Origin of the sequence: Paracoccus laeviglucosivorans, from assembly GCF_900182695.1 — a bacterium.
In the GTDB taxonomy this organism is placed as follows: domain Bacteria; phylum Pseudomonadota; class Alphaproteobacteria; order Rhodobacterales; family Rhodobacteraceae; genus Paracoccus; species Paracoccus laeviglucosivorans.
Genome location: NZ_FXTK01000001.1, coordinates 144,496 through 158,651, shown reverse-complemented (window position 1 = coordinate 158,651; position 14,156 = coordinate 144,496). Strand labels below are relative to the sequence as shown.

Here is a 14,156-nt window from a genome sequence, read left to right as displayed (position 1 = left end):
TCACCATGGCACTTCCGACCTACGCATCCCCGCTGGAAAAGACCTGGTATTACGCCCGGCTGGCGATCTGTGCGGCGATCTTCTTTTTCCTGATCGCGCCGATCGTGGTGGTCATTCCGCTGTCCTTCAACGCCGAGCCTTACTTCACCTTTACCGACAAGATGCTGTCCTTTGACCCCTCGGGCTATTCGATGCGGTGGTATGACAGCCTGCTGACCTTTGGCATGACCAATCCCGACGCGCCGCGCGGGCTTAGTTGGTGGGCCGATGTCTGGCAGAATGCGAAATGGGTGCAGGCAGCGAAAAGTTCTGCCATCATCGGCTTCTTCTCGACCATTCTTGCGACGGTTCTGGGCACGCTTGCGGCACTTGGCCTGTCGCGCCCGGAAATGCCCTTTCGCCGCATCATCATGGCGATGCTGATTTCGCCGATGATCGTGCCGATCATCATCACGGCGACGGGCATGTTCTTCTTTTACTCGAACCCCTGCGAGCCGCTGACATGGATCGGGTTGAACCCGCAATGCGGGCGTCTGGCGGGCACTTATCTGGGCGTGATCCTGGCCCATGCGACGCTGGGCATTCCCTTTGTCATCATCACCGTCACCGCGACGCTGATCGGTTTCGACCAGTCGCTGTCGCGTGCGGCGGCAAGCCTGGGGGCCAATCCGCGTACGACGTTCTTTCGCATCATCATGCCGCTGATCCTGCCTGGCGTGATCTCGGGGGCGCTGTTCGCCTTTGTCACTTCGTTCGATGAGGTAGTGGCCGTGTTGTTCATCGCCGGTCCCGATCAGCAGACCATTCCGCGCCAGATGTGGAACGGGATCCGCGAACAGATCTCTCCGGCCATTCTGGCAGTTGCAACGCTGCTTGTGATCTTCTCGATCGCGCTGCTGGCTGCGGTCGAGATGCTGCGGCGTCGTTCGGAAAAGCTGCGGGGCGTCACGCCGCATTAAGCGGCGCACACCCCGGCCCTGACCCCGCCGCCCTTCGGGGCGGCGTTTTCATGGCGGGCCCATCGGTCAGGGCAGGATGGAAATCCAGAACCAGATCGTCAGGATCGACAGCCCGGTCGAGACCAGCACCGTCGTCGCCGCCACCCGCTTGGCCGAGTTATAGATCGCCGCGAACAGATAGGCGTTCACCCCCGGCGCCATCGCGGCGGTGATCACCGCCGAACGCATCGCGCCGGTCGGCAGCTGGAACAAATGCCCAAGCCCGTAAGTCGTCACCGGATGGATCACCAGCGAACAGACGCAGCACAGAACAATAGCGGTGCTGTCGCCTTCTGGGCGGTAACGGTAAAGCACCCCGCCCATGCCGAACAGCGCCGCGGGCAGGGCGGCGCGCGCCATCATGTCCGCCGCGCTCCAGAAACCCTGCGGCATCGTCAGGCCAACCTGCAGCAGGAGGTTCATCACCGCACCGGACAGGATCCCGATAATCAGCGGCGTATGCAGCACGCCCGACATCGCCCGCATCGCGACCTGACCGATGCGCAGGTTTTGCCCGCGCGAGCGTGTGATCTCCATCATGGTGATGCCGAAGGTGTAAAGCAGCGGCGAATGGATCGCGATGATGGCGACGTTCCCCGAAATCGCCTCGGGGCCATAGGCGCGTTCCATGATCGGAATGCCCAGAAGCAGCGAGTTCGAGAACAGGCAGCAAAAACCGATCGCCACCGCATCTTCGGGGCTGCGCTTCAGATACCACAGCGCCACGGCCCAGCCGATGAAATAGGACAGGAATGCCCCGGTATAGAACGCGATCCACATGCCCAGATTGAAGTTCTCGGCAATGTCCAGACGCGCGACATTGGTAAACAGCAGCACCGGAACCGCGAAGTTCTGGGCAAAGCGCATCAGGCCGTCGACTCCGACTTCGGAGAACATCTTTCGCCATGCGACCAGATAGCCGAAACCGATGATGATGAAGACCGGCAGGATGACGTCGAAAAGAATGGTCATGTCAGTTCAAGCACCAGTCCGTCATAGGCGGGGATCACGTTTGCGGGCGTTTCGGCCATGACCGTGTCGTGGTCCAGATCAATATGCATGTTCGTCACCACGCCACGCGGGCAGCCCGAGCGTGCGATCCATTCCAGCGCCAACGCCAGATGGGCATGGCTGGAATGTGGACGGCGTCGCAGCGCGTCGCAGACGAAGATTTCGCATCCCATGATCGTGGGCCATGCGTCATCCGGGATCGCCTTGACATCGGGCAGATAGACCAACCCACCGCCCGGTGCCGCGATGCGAAAACCCAGCGCGGGAATGTCACCGTGATTGACCTGAAACGGGGTCAGTTCGATCGGGCCACCCGCGCCTTCGACGCGGATTTCGCCCGTGATGGGGACAAGCCGGCAGATCGGCGGATAGGAGGAGCCGACGGGCGTTTCAAAGACATAGCCAAAGCGGCGCAGCAATGCATCGGCCGTAGGGGCGTCCGCATGTGCATCGATCATCCCGCCCGAGTTGAAGACGATCTGGCGCAGATCGTCGATGCCGTGAATATGGTCGGCATGGGGATGGGTATAGACCACGGCGTCAAGCGACCCCACACCCGCATCCAAAAGCTGCGGCACCATGTCGGGGCCTGTATCGATCAGCACCCGCGTCGTGCCCTGCGGCGCATCGCGTTCGACCAGAAGCGAGCAGCGGCGGCGGCGGTTCCTTGGGTTCGCGGGGTCGCATTCGCCCCAAAGCCCACCCAGTCGCGGAACCCCGCCCGAGGAGCCGCAGCCAAGCACCGTTGCCCGGATCATGCGGCGGCCTTGGAAAACAGCCGGTCGAAATTGGCGGTGGTCAGGGCGGCGAATTCGGCGGGCGACATGCCCAAAGCCTCGGCCCCGATGCGCGCGGTATGGACGACATAGGCCGGTTCATTGCGCTTGCCGCGATAGGGCGGCGGTGCAAGATAGGGGGCATCGGTTTCCACAAGGATGCGGTCGCGCGGGACTGTCGCGAAAATCTCGCGGATTTCGGTCGAGCGGGGGAAGGCCGCAATGCCCGACATGGAAAGATAAAAGCCAAGATCTATGGCCGTGCGCGCCAGTTGCGGGCCGCTGGTATAGCAATGCATGACACAGGAAAACGCGCCGACGCGGTGTTCCTCGGTCAGGATCCGGGCCATGTCCTCATCGGCATCGCGCGAATGGATGATCAGGGGCAGGCCGGTGCGCCGCGCCGCTTCGATATGAACGCGCAGGCTTTCGGCCTGAACAGCGGCGCTTTCTGCGGTGTAATGATAATCAAGACCCGTTTCGCCGATCCCCACGAATTTCGGATGCCGGGCCAGCAGCACCAATTCCTCGACCGAGATCGGCGGCTCTTCGGCGGCATACATCGGGTGGATACCTGCGGCGTAAAAGACGCCCTCATGCGCCTCGGCCAGCGCGCGGACGGCGGGTTCCTTATGCATCCGGGTGCAGATCGTGACCATCCGGCGCACGCCTGCCGCATTGGCGCGGGCGATCAGATCGGCCTGCTGCCCGTCAAAATCGGGGAAATCCAGATGGCAATGGCTATCGACAAGTTCGGGCAGGGCAGGGTCGGACATCGGAATTCCTGTATGCGCGCCTTAGCGGGCAGGCTGGTTCGCAAGCCCGATCAGCATATCCATCACCAAGGCGGAAGGGTCAAGGTTGACTGCCCGCCCCGCGCGTGCCCGTGCCGAAAGCTGCGCCTGCGCCGCTGCCCAAAGCCGCGCTGCCTGCGGATCGGGCGAAATACGGGTCAGAACCTCACCCTCATTCGCGGCAGCTTCGGGAAAGGGTGCGCCCAAAAGACCCGTGCGCGCGGCGCGGGTCAGGAAACGGTCCAGCAAAGTCACCATCAGATCGAACGGATCGCCATCGGCGCTGGGACGCCCCGCCGCAGTATCGGCCAAAGCCGCCGCACCGCGGCGATCAATACGGGGATAATCGGCGAAAAGAGCGACGATTTTTTGGTAAAGCGGTAGCCCATCCTGTGCGGCAAGCCGCACCGCCTCACCGACCGAGCCGTCGGCGAGCGCGGCCAGCCTTTCCGCATCGGCATTGATGCCCAGATCGGCAAGGATATGCGCCATGTTCGCGGCGTCCAACGGATGCAGCCGCAATTCCCGACAGCGCGAGCGGATGGTCGGCAAAAGCCGCCCCGGCTGATGCGCGATCAGGATCAGCGTGGCATCGTGCGGCGGCTCCTCAAGCTGTTTCAGAAGCGCGTTCGCGGCGGCTGTGTTCATCTCATCGGCTGCGTCGATGATCGCGACGCGCCTGCCACCCTCGGCTGCGCTCATGTGGAAAAAGGATTGCAGGCGGCGGATCTCATCGACGGTGATTTCGGTCTTGATGCGACCAGTCTTTTCATCGACCGGCTTGCGGACAAGTTGCAGGCGCGGTTCGGACAGCGCACGGATGCGCCGCACGACGGGCGCGTCCGGTTGGGTTGCAAGACTGTCCGGTTCGCCGTCCGACAGCAGCCATTTCGCCATGGCCCAAGCCAGCGTCGCCTTGCCCGTGCCGCGCGGGCCGGTCAGTAGCCAGCCATGATGCAGCCGTCCCGCCCGTGCCGAGGCGAGGAAATCCGCGATGGCATGATCCTGACCCAGCACCCGTTTCGCTTCGCGCGGGTGGGGTGCGCCGGGCAGGCGGTCGGGTTCGGGCAGCGCGTCTTCGGTCATAATGCGGCAAGGATGCGGATGGCGACCTCATCTTCGGTGCCGTGACCGTCGATGACCCGGATCCGTTCGGGAATTTCGCGGGCAAGGGTCAAGAAACCCTCGCGCAACCGTTTCTGAAAGCCGATGCCAAGGCTTTCAAAGCGATCCTCGGCCCCGCCGCGCGACTGACCGCGCACCAGCGAGATTTCCGGATCGATGTCGATGAGAAAGGTCCGGTCCGGTTCGATGCCGATGGTCAGGCTGTGCAATTCCTCGACCAATTGGCGGTTTTCGGCGCGGGCGAGCCCCTGATACACACGGCTGGAATCGGCAAAGCGGTCCGTCACCACCCATGCGCCGCGTTCCAGCGTCGGGCGGATCAGCCGCTCGACGTGATCGCGCCGCGCGGCGGTGAACAGCAGCAACTCGGTTTCGGGCGACCAGCGTTCACCCCGGCCTTCGACCAGCAGGCGACGGATTTCTTCGGCGCCTTCGCTGCCGCCGGGTTCGCGGGTCAGAACGGCCTGCGTGCCGCGGGCCTGCAACGCCGCCACCAGACGGCGTGCCTGTGTCGATTTGCCCGAGCCGTCGATCCCCTCGAAGCTGATGAACATCAGTTGGTGGCAGCCTGAACCGCACGTTCGCCAAGGCGCAACGCGGCGTTTTGCAGGCGACCAAAGACACCCGCACGCGCCACATCTTCGGCGGCCAGCAGGGGCAGGCGCGACTGACCAGCGCCGGGGATGTTCACCACCAATTCGCCCAGACGGTCGCCCTTGGCGATCGGCGCCTCGATCGGGCCGTTGAACACCGCTTCGGCGGTAACGCCGGATTGCGCGCCAGCCGGCAGCAGCACCTTGACGCCATCTTGCGTGGTCAGGCCGATGCGGCTGCGATCACCCAGCCAGACCGACGCCTGCGCCACGATCTCGTCCTTGGGAACGATGGTACGCATGGTGAACTGACGATAGGCCCAGTTCACGATCCGCTCGGCCTCTTCGGCGCGCGCGCGTTCGCTGTCCAGACCGTTGATTACAAAGATCACCCGGCGGTCGCCCTGCACGGCAGAGCCGACCAGACCATAGCCCGCTTCCTGCGTGTGGCCGGTCTTCAGCCCATCCGCCTGCCAGTCGCCACCGCCCAGATGCAGCAGCGGGTTGCGGTTGTTGGCGTTGGAGGGCACACGATTTTTGTAATTGTATTCGGTCAGCGCGAAATTCTTGTAGAGCTCGGGGAATTTCGTGATCAACCGCTCTGCCAGAATGCCCAGATCGTGCATCGACATGCGGTGTTCGGGATGCGGCCAGCCCGAGGCATTGGCGAAATGCGAATTCATCATGCCCAGTTGCCGCGCACGGTCGGTCATCGAACGGGCAAAGGCTTCCTCGGTCCCGGCCAGCCCTTCGGCCACCACCACGCAGGCATCGTTGCCCGAATTGATGATGATGCCGTGGATCAGCTCTTCGACCGTGGGGCGGTCGGCCGGCTCGACGAACATCTTTGAACCACCCATCTTCCACGCCTTGCTGGAGACGGGGAAAGTCGTGTCCATCGTCACGCGACCGTCGTGCAGCGCCTCGAACAGCATGTTCAGCGTCATCAGCTTGGACATCGAGGCGGGGGGCAGCGCCTGATCGGCGTTCTTTTCCATCAGCACCGTGCCCGTGGCCATGTCATAGACCCAGGCGGCGCGGGCATTGGTGTCGAATGCGCGTGCCGGAACGGCAAGCAGCATGAGCATGGCGAAGATGCGAAGCGTCAGAGCGCGCATGGGTATTCCTTGACCTGTCGGTTTGCGGATATGGTTACCCCAGACGCCGAAAACCCGCAACGCCACTTGGATGATCGTCAGCTTTTGTGAACACCCGAAAGTTGCGGGCGTCCAGTTCTTAGTAACTGCGGATCAGCCCGACCAGACGGCCTTGCACGCGGACCTTTTCTTCGGGCAGCACGCGGGTTTCATAGACGGGATTCGCCGCCTCAAGCGCGATCATGCCGCCCTTGCGGCGATAGCGTTTCAGCGTGGCCTCTGACCCTTCGACCAAAGCGACGATGATGTCGCCATTATCGGCGGTGTCCTGTTCACGGATCACCACCACGTCGCCGTCATTGATCCCGGCTTCGATCATCGAGTCGCCTTTGACCTCCAGCGCGTAATGCCGTTCTTTCCCAGCCAGCATCGTGCCGGGAACGGCGATGTGATGCGAAACTTCGGAAATCGCCTCGATCGGGACACCTGCGGCGATGCGGCCCATCACAGGCAGATCAACCGCCGAGACCGAAACCTCCATCTGGCCGCGCGGGGCGGGGCGTTCGGTGCGGTCAGGCAAGCTGCCGTCGATTACGCGGGGCTGAAAGCCCGTGCCTTTGCTAAGGCTGTCCGGCAGGCGCACGATTTCCAGGGCGCGGGCGCGATGGGGCAGGCGCCGGATGAAGCCGCGTTCCTCCAAAGCCGTCACCAGCCGATGGATGCCGGATTTCGAGCGCAGGTCCAGCGCCAGCTTCATTTCGTCGAACGAAGGCGGGACGCCGTCGCGCGCCATGCGCGCCTGAATGAATTCCAGCAGTTGGATTTGCTTCTTGGTCAGCATTGTCGGTCCCTGCGCTGCTGCAATCGGCATCATGTTCCTTGAATGTTCTGGATTGGTCAACCCTTTGCGTCAATCTTTATCTTGATTCGCGTAAAGAAGGGGTTAACCGCCTATAGCGGCAGGAACAAAACCGGGTCGCCAGCAGCGCGGGCGGGGTCATGGGCAGGCCGGACCAATAGTGCATCCGCTTCGGCCAGCAGCCACAGGCGTGCGCTGTCCTGATCCCCGAACGGGTCAACCACTGGCATTTCGCCCGGCGTCAGACGTGCGCGCTGATAATGCTGTCGGTCGCCTTCGGGGGGCAGGCCGCGGGCCAGCACCCCGTGCATCGGTTCAGAACCGGGCGGCAGGCCCTGCATCACGCGCAGCAACGGTTGCATGAACAGCTTGGCGCAGACGATCGCCGAGACAGGATTTCCCGGCAGCCCCAACATCGCAGCAGCGCCCATGCGGCCGGCCATCAGCGGCTTGCCGGGCCGCATCGCAAGTTTATAGAAGCTGCGTTCCATCCCCAGATCCGCCGAGACTTTCGCGATCAGGTCATGATCCCCGACCGAGGCGCCGCCGATCGTCACGATCAGATCGCAGCCCTGCGCCTGCAGGAAGCGTTCTCGCAGGCTTTCCTCGGTATCGCGGGCCAGCGGCAGGACCATGACCTCGGCCCCGGCTTCGCGGGCCAGCGCGGCGATGGCGATGTCGTTCGAACTGATGATCTGGCCCGGCGCGGGCGTGTCGCCGGGCGGCACCAGCTCATCCCCGCCCGCCAGCACGGCCACGCGCGGACGCCGCGCCACGGTCACGCGCGGCACGTTCATCGCGGCAATCAGGCCAAGATCGGACGCGCGCAGCGGACGCGCGGGCAAGAACGCAGTGCCTTCGGAAAAGTCATTGCCTTTCAGGCGGATATTCAGGTTCGCGCCCGCGTCAGCGACGGTGATGGCATCACTATCCCGCGTCACGATTTCCTGCATCACCACACGGTCGTAACCGGCTGGCACAGGTGCGCCGGTAAAGATACGGACGCTTGATCCCGCAGGCGTGTCGCCCTGATAGGGCACGCCCGCCGCCGCCGTGCCGATCACCTGCAAAGGCCCCGGCAGATCGGCGCTGCGCAACGCATATCCATCCATGGCCGAGGCATCGAAGGGTGGCTGCGTCAGGCGCGCAACGGCAGGCGCGACCAGCGCGCGGCCAAGTGCGTCCTGCACGGCGATGTCTTCGGGAACCGGCGAGGCGGCCAGCGCCAGAACCAATGCGCGGGCTTCCTCGACCGAGATCATGCGCGAAACTCGCCCGATTTGCCGCCGGTCTTGGACAGCAGGCGGATGCCCTCGATCCGCATGTCCTTCTGCGCGGCTTTCAGCATGTCATAGACGGTCAGGCAGGCGGTGCTGACCGCCGTCAGTGCCTCCATCTCGACCCCGGTTTTCCCGGTGGTCTTCACGGTCGCGGTGACGCGGATGCCGGGCAGCGCGGGGTCAGCGGCCAGATCGACCGAGACTTTAGCGATGGGCAGCGGATGGCATAGCGGGATCAGATCGGCGGTGCGTTTCGCCCCCATGATCCCGGCCAGCCGCGCCACGCCCATCACGTCGCCTTTCGCCGCTCCGCCCTGAGCCAGCGCCAGCGTTTCGGGGGACATGATGACCAACCCCTCGGCCACGGCTTCGCGGGCGGTGTCGGGCTTTTCCGACACATCGACCATATGGGCCTGACCGGATGCGTCGAAATGCGTCAGGCTCATGCGGTGCCCAGAATCTTGCGGGTGGCTTGGGCGACATCATCCTGCCGCATCAGGCTTTCGCCGATCAGGAAGCGGTGCGCGCCGACCTGCGCCATGGCATCCAGATCGGCGGCGGTGAACAGACCGCTTTCGCAGACCAGATCGCGACCTTCCGGCAGATGCGGAGCCAGCGCCAGCGTGGTGTCCAGCGTGATGTCGAAGGTTTTCAGATTGCGGTTGTTCACGCCGATCAGCGGCGATTTCAAATCCAGTGCGCGGTCCAGCTCGGCACGGTCATGCACCTCGATCAGCGCGTCCATGCCCCAGTGGAAGGCGGCGTCTTCAAGCTCGGCGGCCAGGTGGTCATCCACGCTGGCCATGATGATCAGGATGCAGTCCGCACCCCAGGCGCGGGCTTCTGCGACCTGATAGGTGTCATACATGAAATCCTTGCGCAGCACCGGCAGGGCGCACGCCTCACGCGCAAGGGTCAGGTATTCCGGTGCGCCCTGAAAGCTGGGCGTGTCGGTCAGGACCGAAAGGCAGGCCGCACCCCCGGCCTGATAGGCGCGGGCGAGGGCGGGCGGGTCGAAATCGGGGCGGATCAGGCCTTTCGAGGGGCTGGCCTTTTTGATTTCGGCAATCAACGCATGGCCATGCGCGGCCTTGAAGGTCAGCGCACGGGCGAAACCGCGCGGCGTGTCGGCGGCGCGCGCCATCTCCTCAATGCCCGACAGGGGAAGCGCGGCCTTTGCGGCGGCGACTTCCTCAAGCTTGTAGGCCTTGATGCGTTCCAGAATATCCATGTGTCTTCCTTAGCCCTTTTGGGCGTTTTCCGAAAGGGACCAGTCGATGCGGGGCTGCCCCTGTGCCGTCAGCCAATCATTGACCCGGCTGAACGGGCGCGAACCGAAAAAGCCGCGCCGCGCTGACAGGGGCGAGGGGTGGGCACTTTCGATCACCAGATCAACCGCGCGCGGCAGGCCCACCAGCGCCTTTTGCGCGTGCGCCCCCCACAGGATGAAGGCCAGCGGGCGTTCCGCCTGCGCCCGCACCACGGCCTGACGCGCCAGCTTGTCCCAGCCCCATTTCGCATGGACCCCGGCCTGACCCGGCAGCACGGAAAGCGAGGTGTTCAGCAGCAAGACCCCCTGCCGCGCCCAATGCGACAGGTCGCCATTGGCGGGGGCCGCGCCAAGGTCGTCGCGCATCTCGGCATAGATGTTTTTCAACGAACGCGGCAGCGCGGTTTCCGGTGTGACCGAAAAGGCCAGCCCATTGGCATGGCCGGGTGTGGGATAGGGGTCTTGCCCCAGGATCACGACCCGCGCGGCCTGCGGCGGGGTCAGCGCCAATGCTGCAAAGACATTCGCGGGGCCGGGCAGCCAGTCCTGACAGTCCAGCCGCGCGGCAATCGCGGGCCAGTCATCGCGAAAAAAGGGCAGGTCGGCCCAGGTTTCGGGGATCATGCCTCGGGCGCGCCGACTTGGGCGGCAAGGGCGTCCAGCTTGGCCTTGGCCGCGCCGCTGTCGATGGCCTCGGCGGCGATGGCCGCACCTTCGCGCAGGTCCGCAGCCTTGCCCGCGATCAACAGCGCGGCTGCCGAATTCAGCAGCACAGCATCGCGATACGCGCCCTTTTCGCCGTCCAGCAGGCGGCGCAGGGCGGCTGCGTTTTGCGCGGGGTCGCCACCAAGCACTGCCTCGAACGGGTGGACGGGCAGGTCGGCATCCTCGGGCGCGATCTCGAATTCGGTGATCTCGCCGTCTTTCAACTGGGCGACCCATGACGGTCCGGCAATGGAAATCTCATCCGTGCCGTCGCTGCCATGCACCAGCCACGCCATGTCGCTGCCCAGCTCGCGCAGGGTTTCGGCCATGGGGCGGTTCCACACGCGGTCGAACGTCCCCGTCAACTGCCGCCGGACCGAGGCCGGGTTGGTCATCGGCCCCAGCAGGTTGAAGATCGTGCGCGTGCCCAGTTCCGCCCGCGCGGGGCCGACATGGCGCATCGCGGGGTGGTGCATCGGCGCCATCATGAAGCAGATGCCAGTGTCCGTCAGCGCGCGCTCGGCCACCTCGGGCGGGGTCATCACGTTCAGGCCCAGATGGGTCATCGCATCCGCGCTGCCCGATTTCGACGACAGGTTGCGGTTGCCATGCTTGGCCACCGGCACGCCCGCACCCGCCACCACAAAGGCAGTCGCGGTCGAGATGTTCAGCGTGCCCTTGCCGTCGCCGCCGGTGCCCACGATGTCGATCGCGCCTTCGGGGGCCTTGATGCGGTTCATGCGGGCGCGCATGGCGCGGGTGGCTGCGGCCATCTCCTCGACCGTTTCGCCGCGCACGCGCATGGCCATCAGCAAACCGCCGATCTGGGCGGGCGAGGCCGCGCCTTCGAACAGCGCGCCGAAGGCTGCCTCCGCCTCGCCGCCGGTCAGGGGGCGGGTGGCGGCGGTGCCGATCAGCGGGCGGATGTCACTTAGCGCGCTCATGCGGCGGCATCCAGATTGGAACAGCGGCGCAGGAAGTTGCGGATCATGTCATGCCCGTATTCTGAGGCGATGCTTTCGGGGTGGAACTGCAGGCCCTCGATCGGCAGGGTGCGGTGGATCATGCCCATGATCGTGCCATCGCCGCTGGTCGCGGTGACGCGCAGGCAGTCGGGCAGGGTTTCCGGCTCGACCGTCAGCGAATGATAGCGCGTCGCGGTCAAGGGGCTGGGCAGGTCGGTGAACACGCCCGTGCCGTCATGGGTGATTGCGTCGGTCTTGCCATGCACGATGCGGGAGGCGCGCACGACCTTGCCGCCAAACGCCTCGCCAATCGCCTGATGCCCAAGGCAGACGCCGAACAGCGGGATCTGGCGTTCCGCCGCTGCACGGATCAGCGGCACGATGATGCCCGCCTGCGACGGATCGCAGGGACCGGGCGAAATCACGATGCCCTGCGCGCCCATCGCCAACGCTTCGTCCACGCTCAGCACGTCATTGCGGCGCACGACGACATCCGCCCCCGCCTCGCCCATGTAGTGAACGAGGTTCCAGGTAAAGCTGTCGTAATTGTCGATGAGCAGGATCATGGTGCGCGCTTTCGGCGTTGGGGGCCTTGCATTTGGGGTGAACCCCGGAAAATCTGCCGCTATAGATGTGATAAAGCGCCGTATAGGGTCAAGCCCGCGGGGCAAAAAACAGGGCAGGGCGCATGGCAACGGGATTTGCGGCGGGACTGGTTCAGGGGGCGCTGGTATCCGGCGCCGCACTGATGGGGCTGTCGCTGGCGCTGCCGTTGCCCACGCCGCCCGTGGTGCAAACCGTGGCCGCGCCGGAATCTGTTGCGGTGCCAGTGCCGGTGCCCGAACCCGTGCCGGTCGCCAAGATGCCGCCACCGGTCCCGGAAACCGCGGAAACCCCGCCTGCGGTCACGCCACCCGATCCTGAAGCTGTGGCCACATCCACGCCCGAACCCGCGCAGGCGTTGGACATGCCCGCGCAGTCGGAATTCGCCCGCGCCGCCGACCTGCCGCCCGCCGCACCCGCCCCGCTGACAGACGCGCCGCGCATCGCCGCCGCGCCCACTGTCATCCGTCCGGCCGAAGAAATCGCGCCCCCCGCCGCCGATCCGTCGAACACGCCCGAGGCGCGGGGCGACGCCCCATCGGCTCCGGTCATGGCTCCGCCGGTCAAGGAGGTCGCCAATCCGCCCACGGCAAATGCCGAAGCGCCCATGCCCGTGGCACCGCCCGGTCGCGTGCAGGTGCCGGGCCTTGACCAGCCCCCCGCCCAGATGGCCGAGGCGCTGCCTGCCATGCCCGCGCCCGAAATGGCCCTGCCCGATACGCCGCCCGCACCCGATGCCATGCCCGCAACGGTGGTGCTGCCCGATCCGGCGGCCGCCGCCCGCTCGATTCCCGCAGCCCTGCGCGCGCCTGCGCCTGGGCAGGGCTTCGACCTTTCGACCCCGCCCGATCTGGGCGCCTTGCTGACCGAGTGACCATGCTGCCATTGAACCCCGCCATCGACGCCACGTTCCGCCCGCCCGTCATGGAGGCGCGGCGCTGGCTGGAGGGTGTGAGCTTTCCGCCCGAACGTCCGCTGATCAACGTCAGTCAGGCCGCCCCGGTCGAGCCGCCGCCCGAATCCCTACGCCGCGCCATGGCGGATGCGCTGCTGTCGCGGCCCGACGCGCATCTTTACGGCCCGGTGCTGGGCCGTCCCGAACTGCGCGAGGCAGTGGCGGCCAACTGGTCGCGCGATTACGGCGGCACGATCCGCCCCGCGCAGGTCGCCATCACGCAGGGCTGCAATCAGGCTTTCTGCGCCACGATGCAGACCCTTGCCGGCCCAGGGGATGAGGTGATCCTGCCGCTGCCATGGTATTTCAACCATAAGATGTGGCTGGACATGCAGGGCATCCGCGCGGTCGGCCTGCATTGTGGACAGGGCATGATCCCTGATGTGGCCGAGGCAGCAAAGCTGATCACCGACCGCACCAGGGCGATCGTGCTGGTCAGCCCCAACAACCCCTCGGGGGCGGAATATCCGGCACAGACCCTGCGGGCGTTCTTCGATCTGGCACGAGTGCGGGGCATCGCGCTGATCGTGGACGAGACTTATCGCGATTTCGACAGCCGCGCGGGTGCGCCGCATGATCTGTTCGTCGATCCGGACTGGGGCGATACGCTGATCCATCTTTACAGCTTCTCCAAGGCATACCGGCTGACCGGGCATCGCGTGGGCGCGCTGATCGCCGCCGAAACCCGCATGATCCAGATCGAGAAGTTTCTGGATACGGTGGCGATCTGCACCAGCCAGATCGGCCAGATCGGCGCGGCATGGGGGATGGCGAACCTGACAGACTGGCTGGCGGGCGAGCGGGCCGAAATCCTGACCCGCCGTCGCGCCATGGAACAGGGCATGGCGGGGCTGGAAGGCTGGCGGATCAAGGGGTGCGGGGCCTATTTCGCATGGGCCGAACATCCCCATGACATCCCTTCGGACCAGCTTGCAAAGCGTCTGGTGGCCGAGGCGGGGGTGCTGCTTTTGCCCGGCACGATGTTCATGCCCGCAGGCGATCCCGAAGGTGCGCGCCATGTCCGCATCGCATTCGCAAATGCCGATGCGGCGGGGATCGGTGCGTTGGTGGAACGGCTGCAAACCTTTCGCACCTAAGCATTTGTGACCGTCTGGGCAGCCGGGT

At 65.2% G+C, this 14,156-nt stretch carries 16 protein-coding genes; 3 read left to right on the top strand and 13 right to left on the bottom strand.

What is annotated here, in order from left to right; genetic code table 11:
* Positions 1–5 precede the first annotated feature (5 nt).
* Positions 6–959 carry an ABC transporter permease gene (locus FN835_RS00855; protein WP_142661293.1) on the top strand — a complete coding sequence of 318 codons (954 nt, stop codon included), beginning with the start codon at positions 6–8 and terminating at the stop codon, positions 957–959.
* Positions 960–1,025: 66 nt separating this feature from the next.
* Here the strand turns inward: FN835_RS00855 and FN835_RS00850 are convergent, their stop codons facing one another.
* The 13 genes from FN835_RS00850 to FN835_RS00790 all read right to left on the bottom strand — a co-directional run bounded on the left by FN835_RS00850 (position 1,026) and on the right by FN835_RS00790 (position 12,039).
* The gene (locus FN835_RS00850) at positions 1,026–1,970 is read right to left on the bottom strand and encodes an AEC family transporter (RefSeq protein ID WP_142661292.1); all 945 of its coding nucleotides are present in this window, start codon (positions 1,968–1,970) and stop codon (positions 1,026–1,028) included.
* Complete coding sequence (locus FN835_RS00845; RefSeq protein WP_142661291.1) at positions 1,967–2,767, bottom strand: MBL fold metallo-hydrolase; 801 nt, start codon at positions 2,765–2,767, stop codon at positions 1,967–1,969. Before FN835_RS00845 ends, FN835_RS00850 begins: the two co-directional genes overlap by 4 nt.
* Positions 2,764–3,561, bottom strand: coding sequence for a TatD family hydrolase (locus tag FN835_RS00840; protein WP_142661290.1), 798 nt, complete (start codon positions 3,559–3,561; stop codon positions 2,764–2,766). The genes FN835_RS00845 and FN835_RS00840 overlap by 4 nt, the downstream gene beginning before the upstream one ends.
* Before the next feature lie 21 nt (positions 3,562–3,582).
* Complete coding sequence (locus FN835_RS00835) at positions 3,583–4,665, bottom strand: DNA polymerase III subunit delta' (protein WP_142661289.1); 1,083 nt, start codon at positions 4,663–4,665, stop codon at positions 3,583–3,585.
* Positions 4,662–5,258: a dTMP kinase gene (gene tmk, locus FN835_RS00830; RefSeq protein WP_142661288.1), complete on the bottom strand. Its 597-nt coding sequence runs from the start codon at positions 5,256–5,258 to the stop codon at positions 4,662–4,664. The genes FN835_RS00835 and tmk overlap by 4 nt, the downstream gene beginning before the upstream one ends.
* Positions 5,258–6,415: a D-alanyl-D-alanine carboxypeptidase family protein gene (locus tag FN835_RS00825; RefSeq protein WP_142661287.1), complete on the bottom strand. Its 1,158-nt coding sequence runs from the start codon at positions 6,413–6,415 to the stop codon at positions 5,258–5,260. Before FN835_RS00825 ends, tmk begins: the two co-directional genes overlap by 1 nt.
* A gap of 118 nt (positions 6,416–6,533) precedes the next feature.
* Positions 6,534–7,235, bottom strand: coding sequence for a transcriptional repressor LexA (gene lexA / locus FN835_RS00820; RefSeq protein WP_142661286.1), 702 nt, complete (start codon positions 7,233–7,235; stop codon positions 6,534–6,536).
* Between the two features lie 110 nt (positions 7,236–7,345).
* Positions 7,346–8,515, bottom strand: coding sequence for a molybdopterin molybdotransferase MoeA (locus FN835_RS00815; protein WP_142661285.1), 1,170 nt, complete (start codon positions 8,513–8,515; stop codon positions 7,346–7,348).
* Complete coding sequence (moaC, locus tag FN835_RS00810; RefSeq protein WP_142661284.1) at positions 8,512–8,979, bottom strand: cyclic pyranopterin monophosphate synthase MoaC; 468 nt, start codon at positions 8,977–8,979, stop codon at positions 8,512–8,514. Before moaC ends, FN835_RS00815 begins: the two co-directional genes overlap by 4 nt.
* Positions 8,976–9,764 carry an indole-3-glycerol phosphate synthase TrpC gene (gene trpC / locus FN835_RS00805; RefSeq protein WP_142661283.1) on the bottom strand — a complete coding sequence of 263 codons (789 nt, stop codon included), beginning with the start codon at positions 9,762–9,764 and terminating at the stop codon, positions 8,976–8,978. Before trpC ends, moaC begins: the two co-directional genes overlap by 4 nt.
* Positions 9,765–9,773: 9 nt before the next feature.
* The gene (locus FN835_RS00800) at positions 9,774–10,427 is read right to left on the bottom strand and encodes a uracil-DNA glycosylase (RefSeq protein ID WP_142661282.1); all 654 of its coding nucleotides are present in this window, start codon (positions 10,425–10,427) and stop codon (positions 9,774–9,776) included.
* Positions 10,424–11,452, bottom strand: a complete 1,029-nt coding sequence (trpD, locus tag FN835_RS00795; protein WP_142661281.1) for an anthranilate phosphoribosyltransferase — start codon at positions 11,450–11,452, stop codon at positions 10,424–10,426. Before trpD ends, FN835_RS00800 begins: the two co-directional genes overlap by 4 nt.
* Positions 11,449–12,039 (bottom strand): anthranilate synthase component II, encoded by a 591-nt coding sequence (locus FN835_RS00790; protein WP_142661280.1) that lies wholly within the window; start codon positions 12,037–12,039, stop codon positions 11,449–11,451. Before FN835_RS00790 ends, trpD begins: the two co-directional genes overlap by 4 nt.
* 122 nt (positions 12,040–12,161) lie before the next feature.
* Between FN835_RS00790 and FN835_RS00785 the strand changes: the two genes are divergently transcribed.
* Complete coding sequence (locus FN835_RS00785; RefSeq protein WP_142661279.1) at positions 12,162–12,950, top strand: hypothetical protein; 789 nt, start codon at positions 12,162–12,164, stop codon at positions 12,948–12,950.
* A gap of 2 nt (positions 12,951–12,952) precedes the next feature.
* The gene (locus FN835_RS00780; protein WP_142661278.1) at positions 12,953–14,128 is read left to right on the top strand and encodes an aminotransferase; all 1,176 of its coding nucleotides are present in this window, start codon (positions 12,953–12,955) and stop codon (positions 14,126–14,128) included.
* Positions 14,129–14,156: the final 28 nt, after the last annotated feature.

Coding starts and splice junctions, on each gene's coding strand:
- FN835_RS00855 (WP_142661293.1), top strand. CDS start 6: ATGGCACTTCCGACCTACGCATCCCCGCTGGAAAAGACCTGGTATTAC.
- FN835_RS00850 (WP_142661292.1), bottom strand. CDS start 1,970: ATGACCATTCTTTTCGACGTCATCCTGCCGGTCTTCATCATCATCGGT.
- FN835_RS00845 (WP_142661291.1), bottom strand. CDS start 2,767: ATGATCCGGGCAACGGTGCTTGGCTGCGGCTCCTCGGGCGGGGTTCCG.
- FN835_RS00840 (WP_142661290.1), bottom strand. CDS start 3,561: ATGTCCGACCCTGCCCTGCCCGAACTTGTCGATAGCCATTGCCATCTG.
- FN835_RS00835 (WP_142661289.1), bottom strand. CDS start 4,665: ATGACCGAAGACGCGCTGCCCGAACCCGACCGCCTGCCCGGCGCACCC.
- tmk (WP_142661288.1), bottom strand. CDS start 5,258: ATGTTCATCAGCTTCGAGGGGATCGACGGCTCGGGCAAATCGACACAG.
- FN835_RS00825 (WP_142661287.1), bottom strand. CDS start 6,415: ATGCGCGCTCTGACGCTTCGCATCTTCGCCATGCTCATGCTGCTTGCC.
- lexA (WP_142661286.1), bottom strand. CDS start 7,235: ATGCTGACCAAGAAGCAAATCCAACTGCTGGAATTCATTCAGGCGCGC.
- FN835_RS00815 (WP_142661285.1), bottom strand. CDS start 8,515: ATGATCTCGGTCGAGGAAGCCCGCGCATTGGTTCTGGCGCTGGCCGCC.
- moaC (WP_142661284.1), bottom strand. CDS start 8,979: ATGAGCCTGACGCATTTCGACGCATCCGGTCAGGCCCATATGGTCGAT.
- trpC (WP_142661283.1), bottom strand. CDS start 9,764: ATGGATATTCTGGAACGCATCAAGGCCTACAAGCTTGAGGAAGTCGCC.
- FN835_RS00800 (WP_142661282.1), bottom strand. CDS start 10,427: ATGATCCCCGAAACCTGGGCCGACCTGCCCTTTTTTCGCGATGACTGG.
- trpD (WP_142661281.1), bottom strand. CDS start 11,452: ATGAGCGCGCTAAGTGACATCCGCCCGCTGATCGGCACCGCCGCCACC.
- FN835_RS00790 (WP_142661280.1), bottom strand. CDS start 12,039: ATGATCCTGCTCATCGACAATTACGACAGCTTTACCTGGAACCTCGTT.
- FN835_RS00785 (WP_142661279.1), top strand. CDS start 12,162: ATGGCAACGGGATTTGCGGCGGGACTGGTTCAGGGGGCGCTGGTATCC.
- FN835_RS00780 (WP_142661278.1), top strand. CDS start 12,953: ATGCTGCCATTGAACCCCGCCATCGACGCCACGTTCCGCCCGCCCGTC.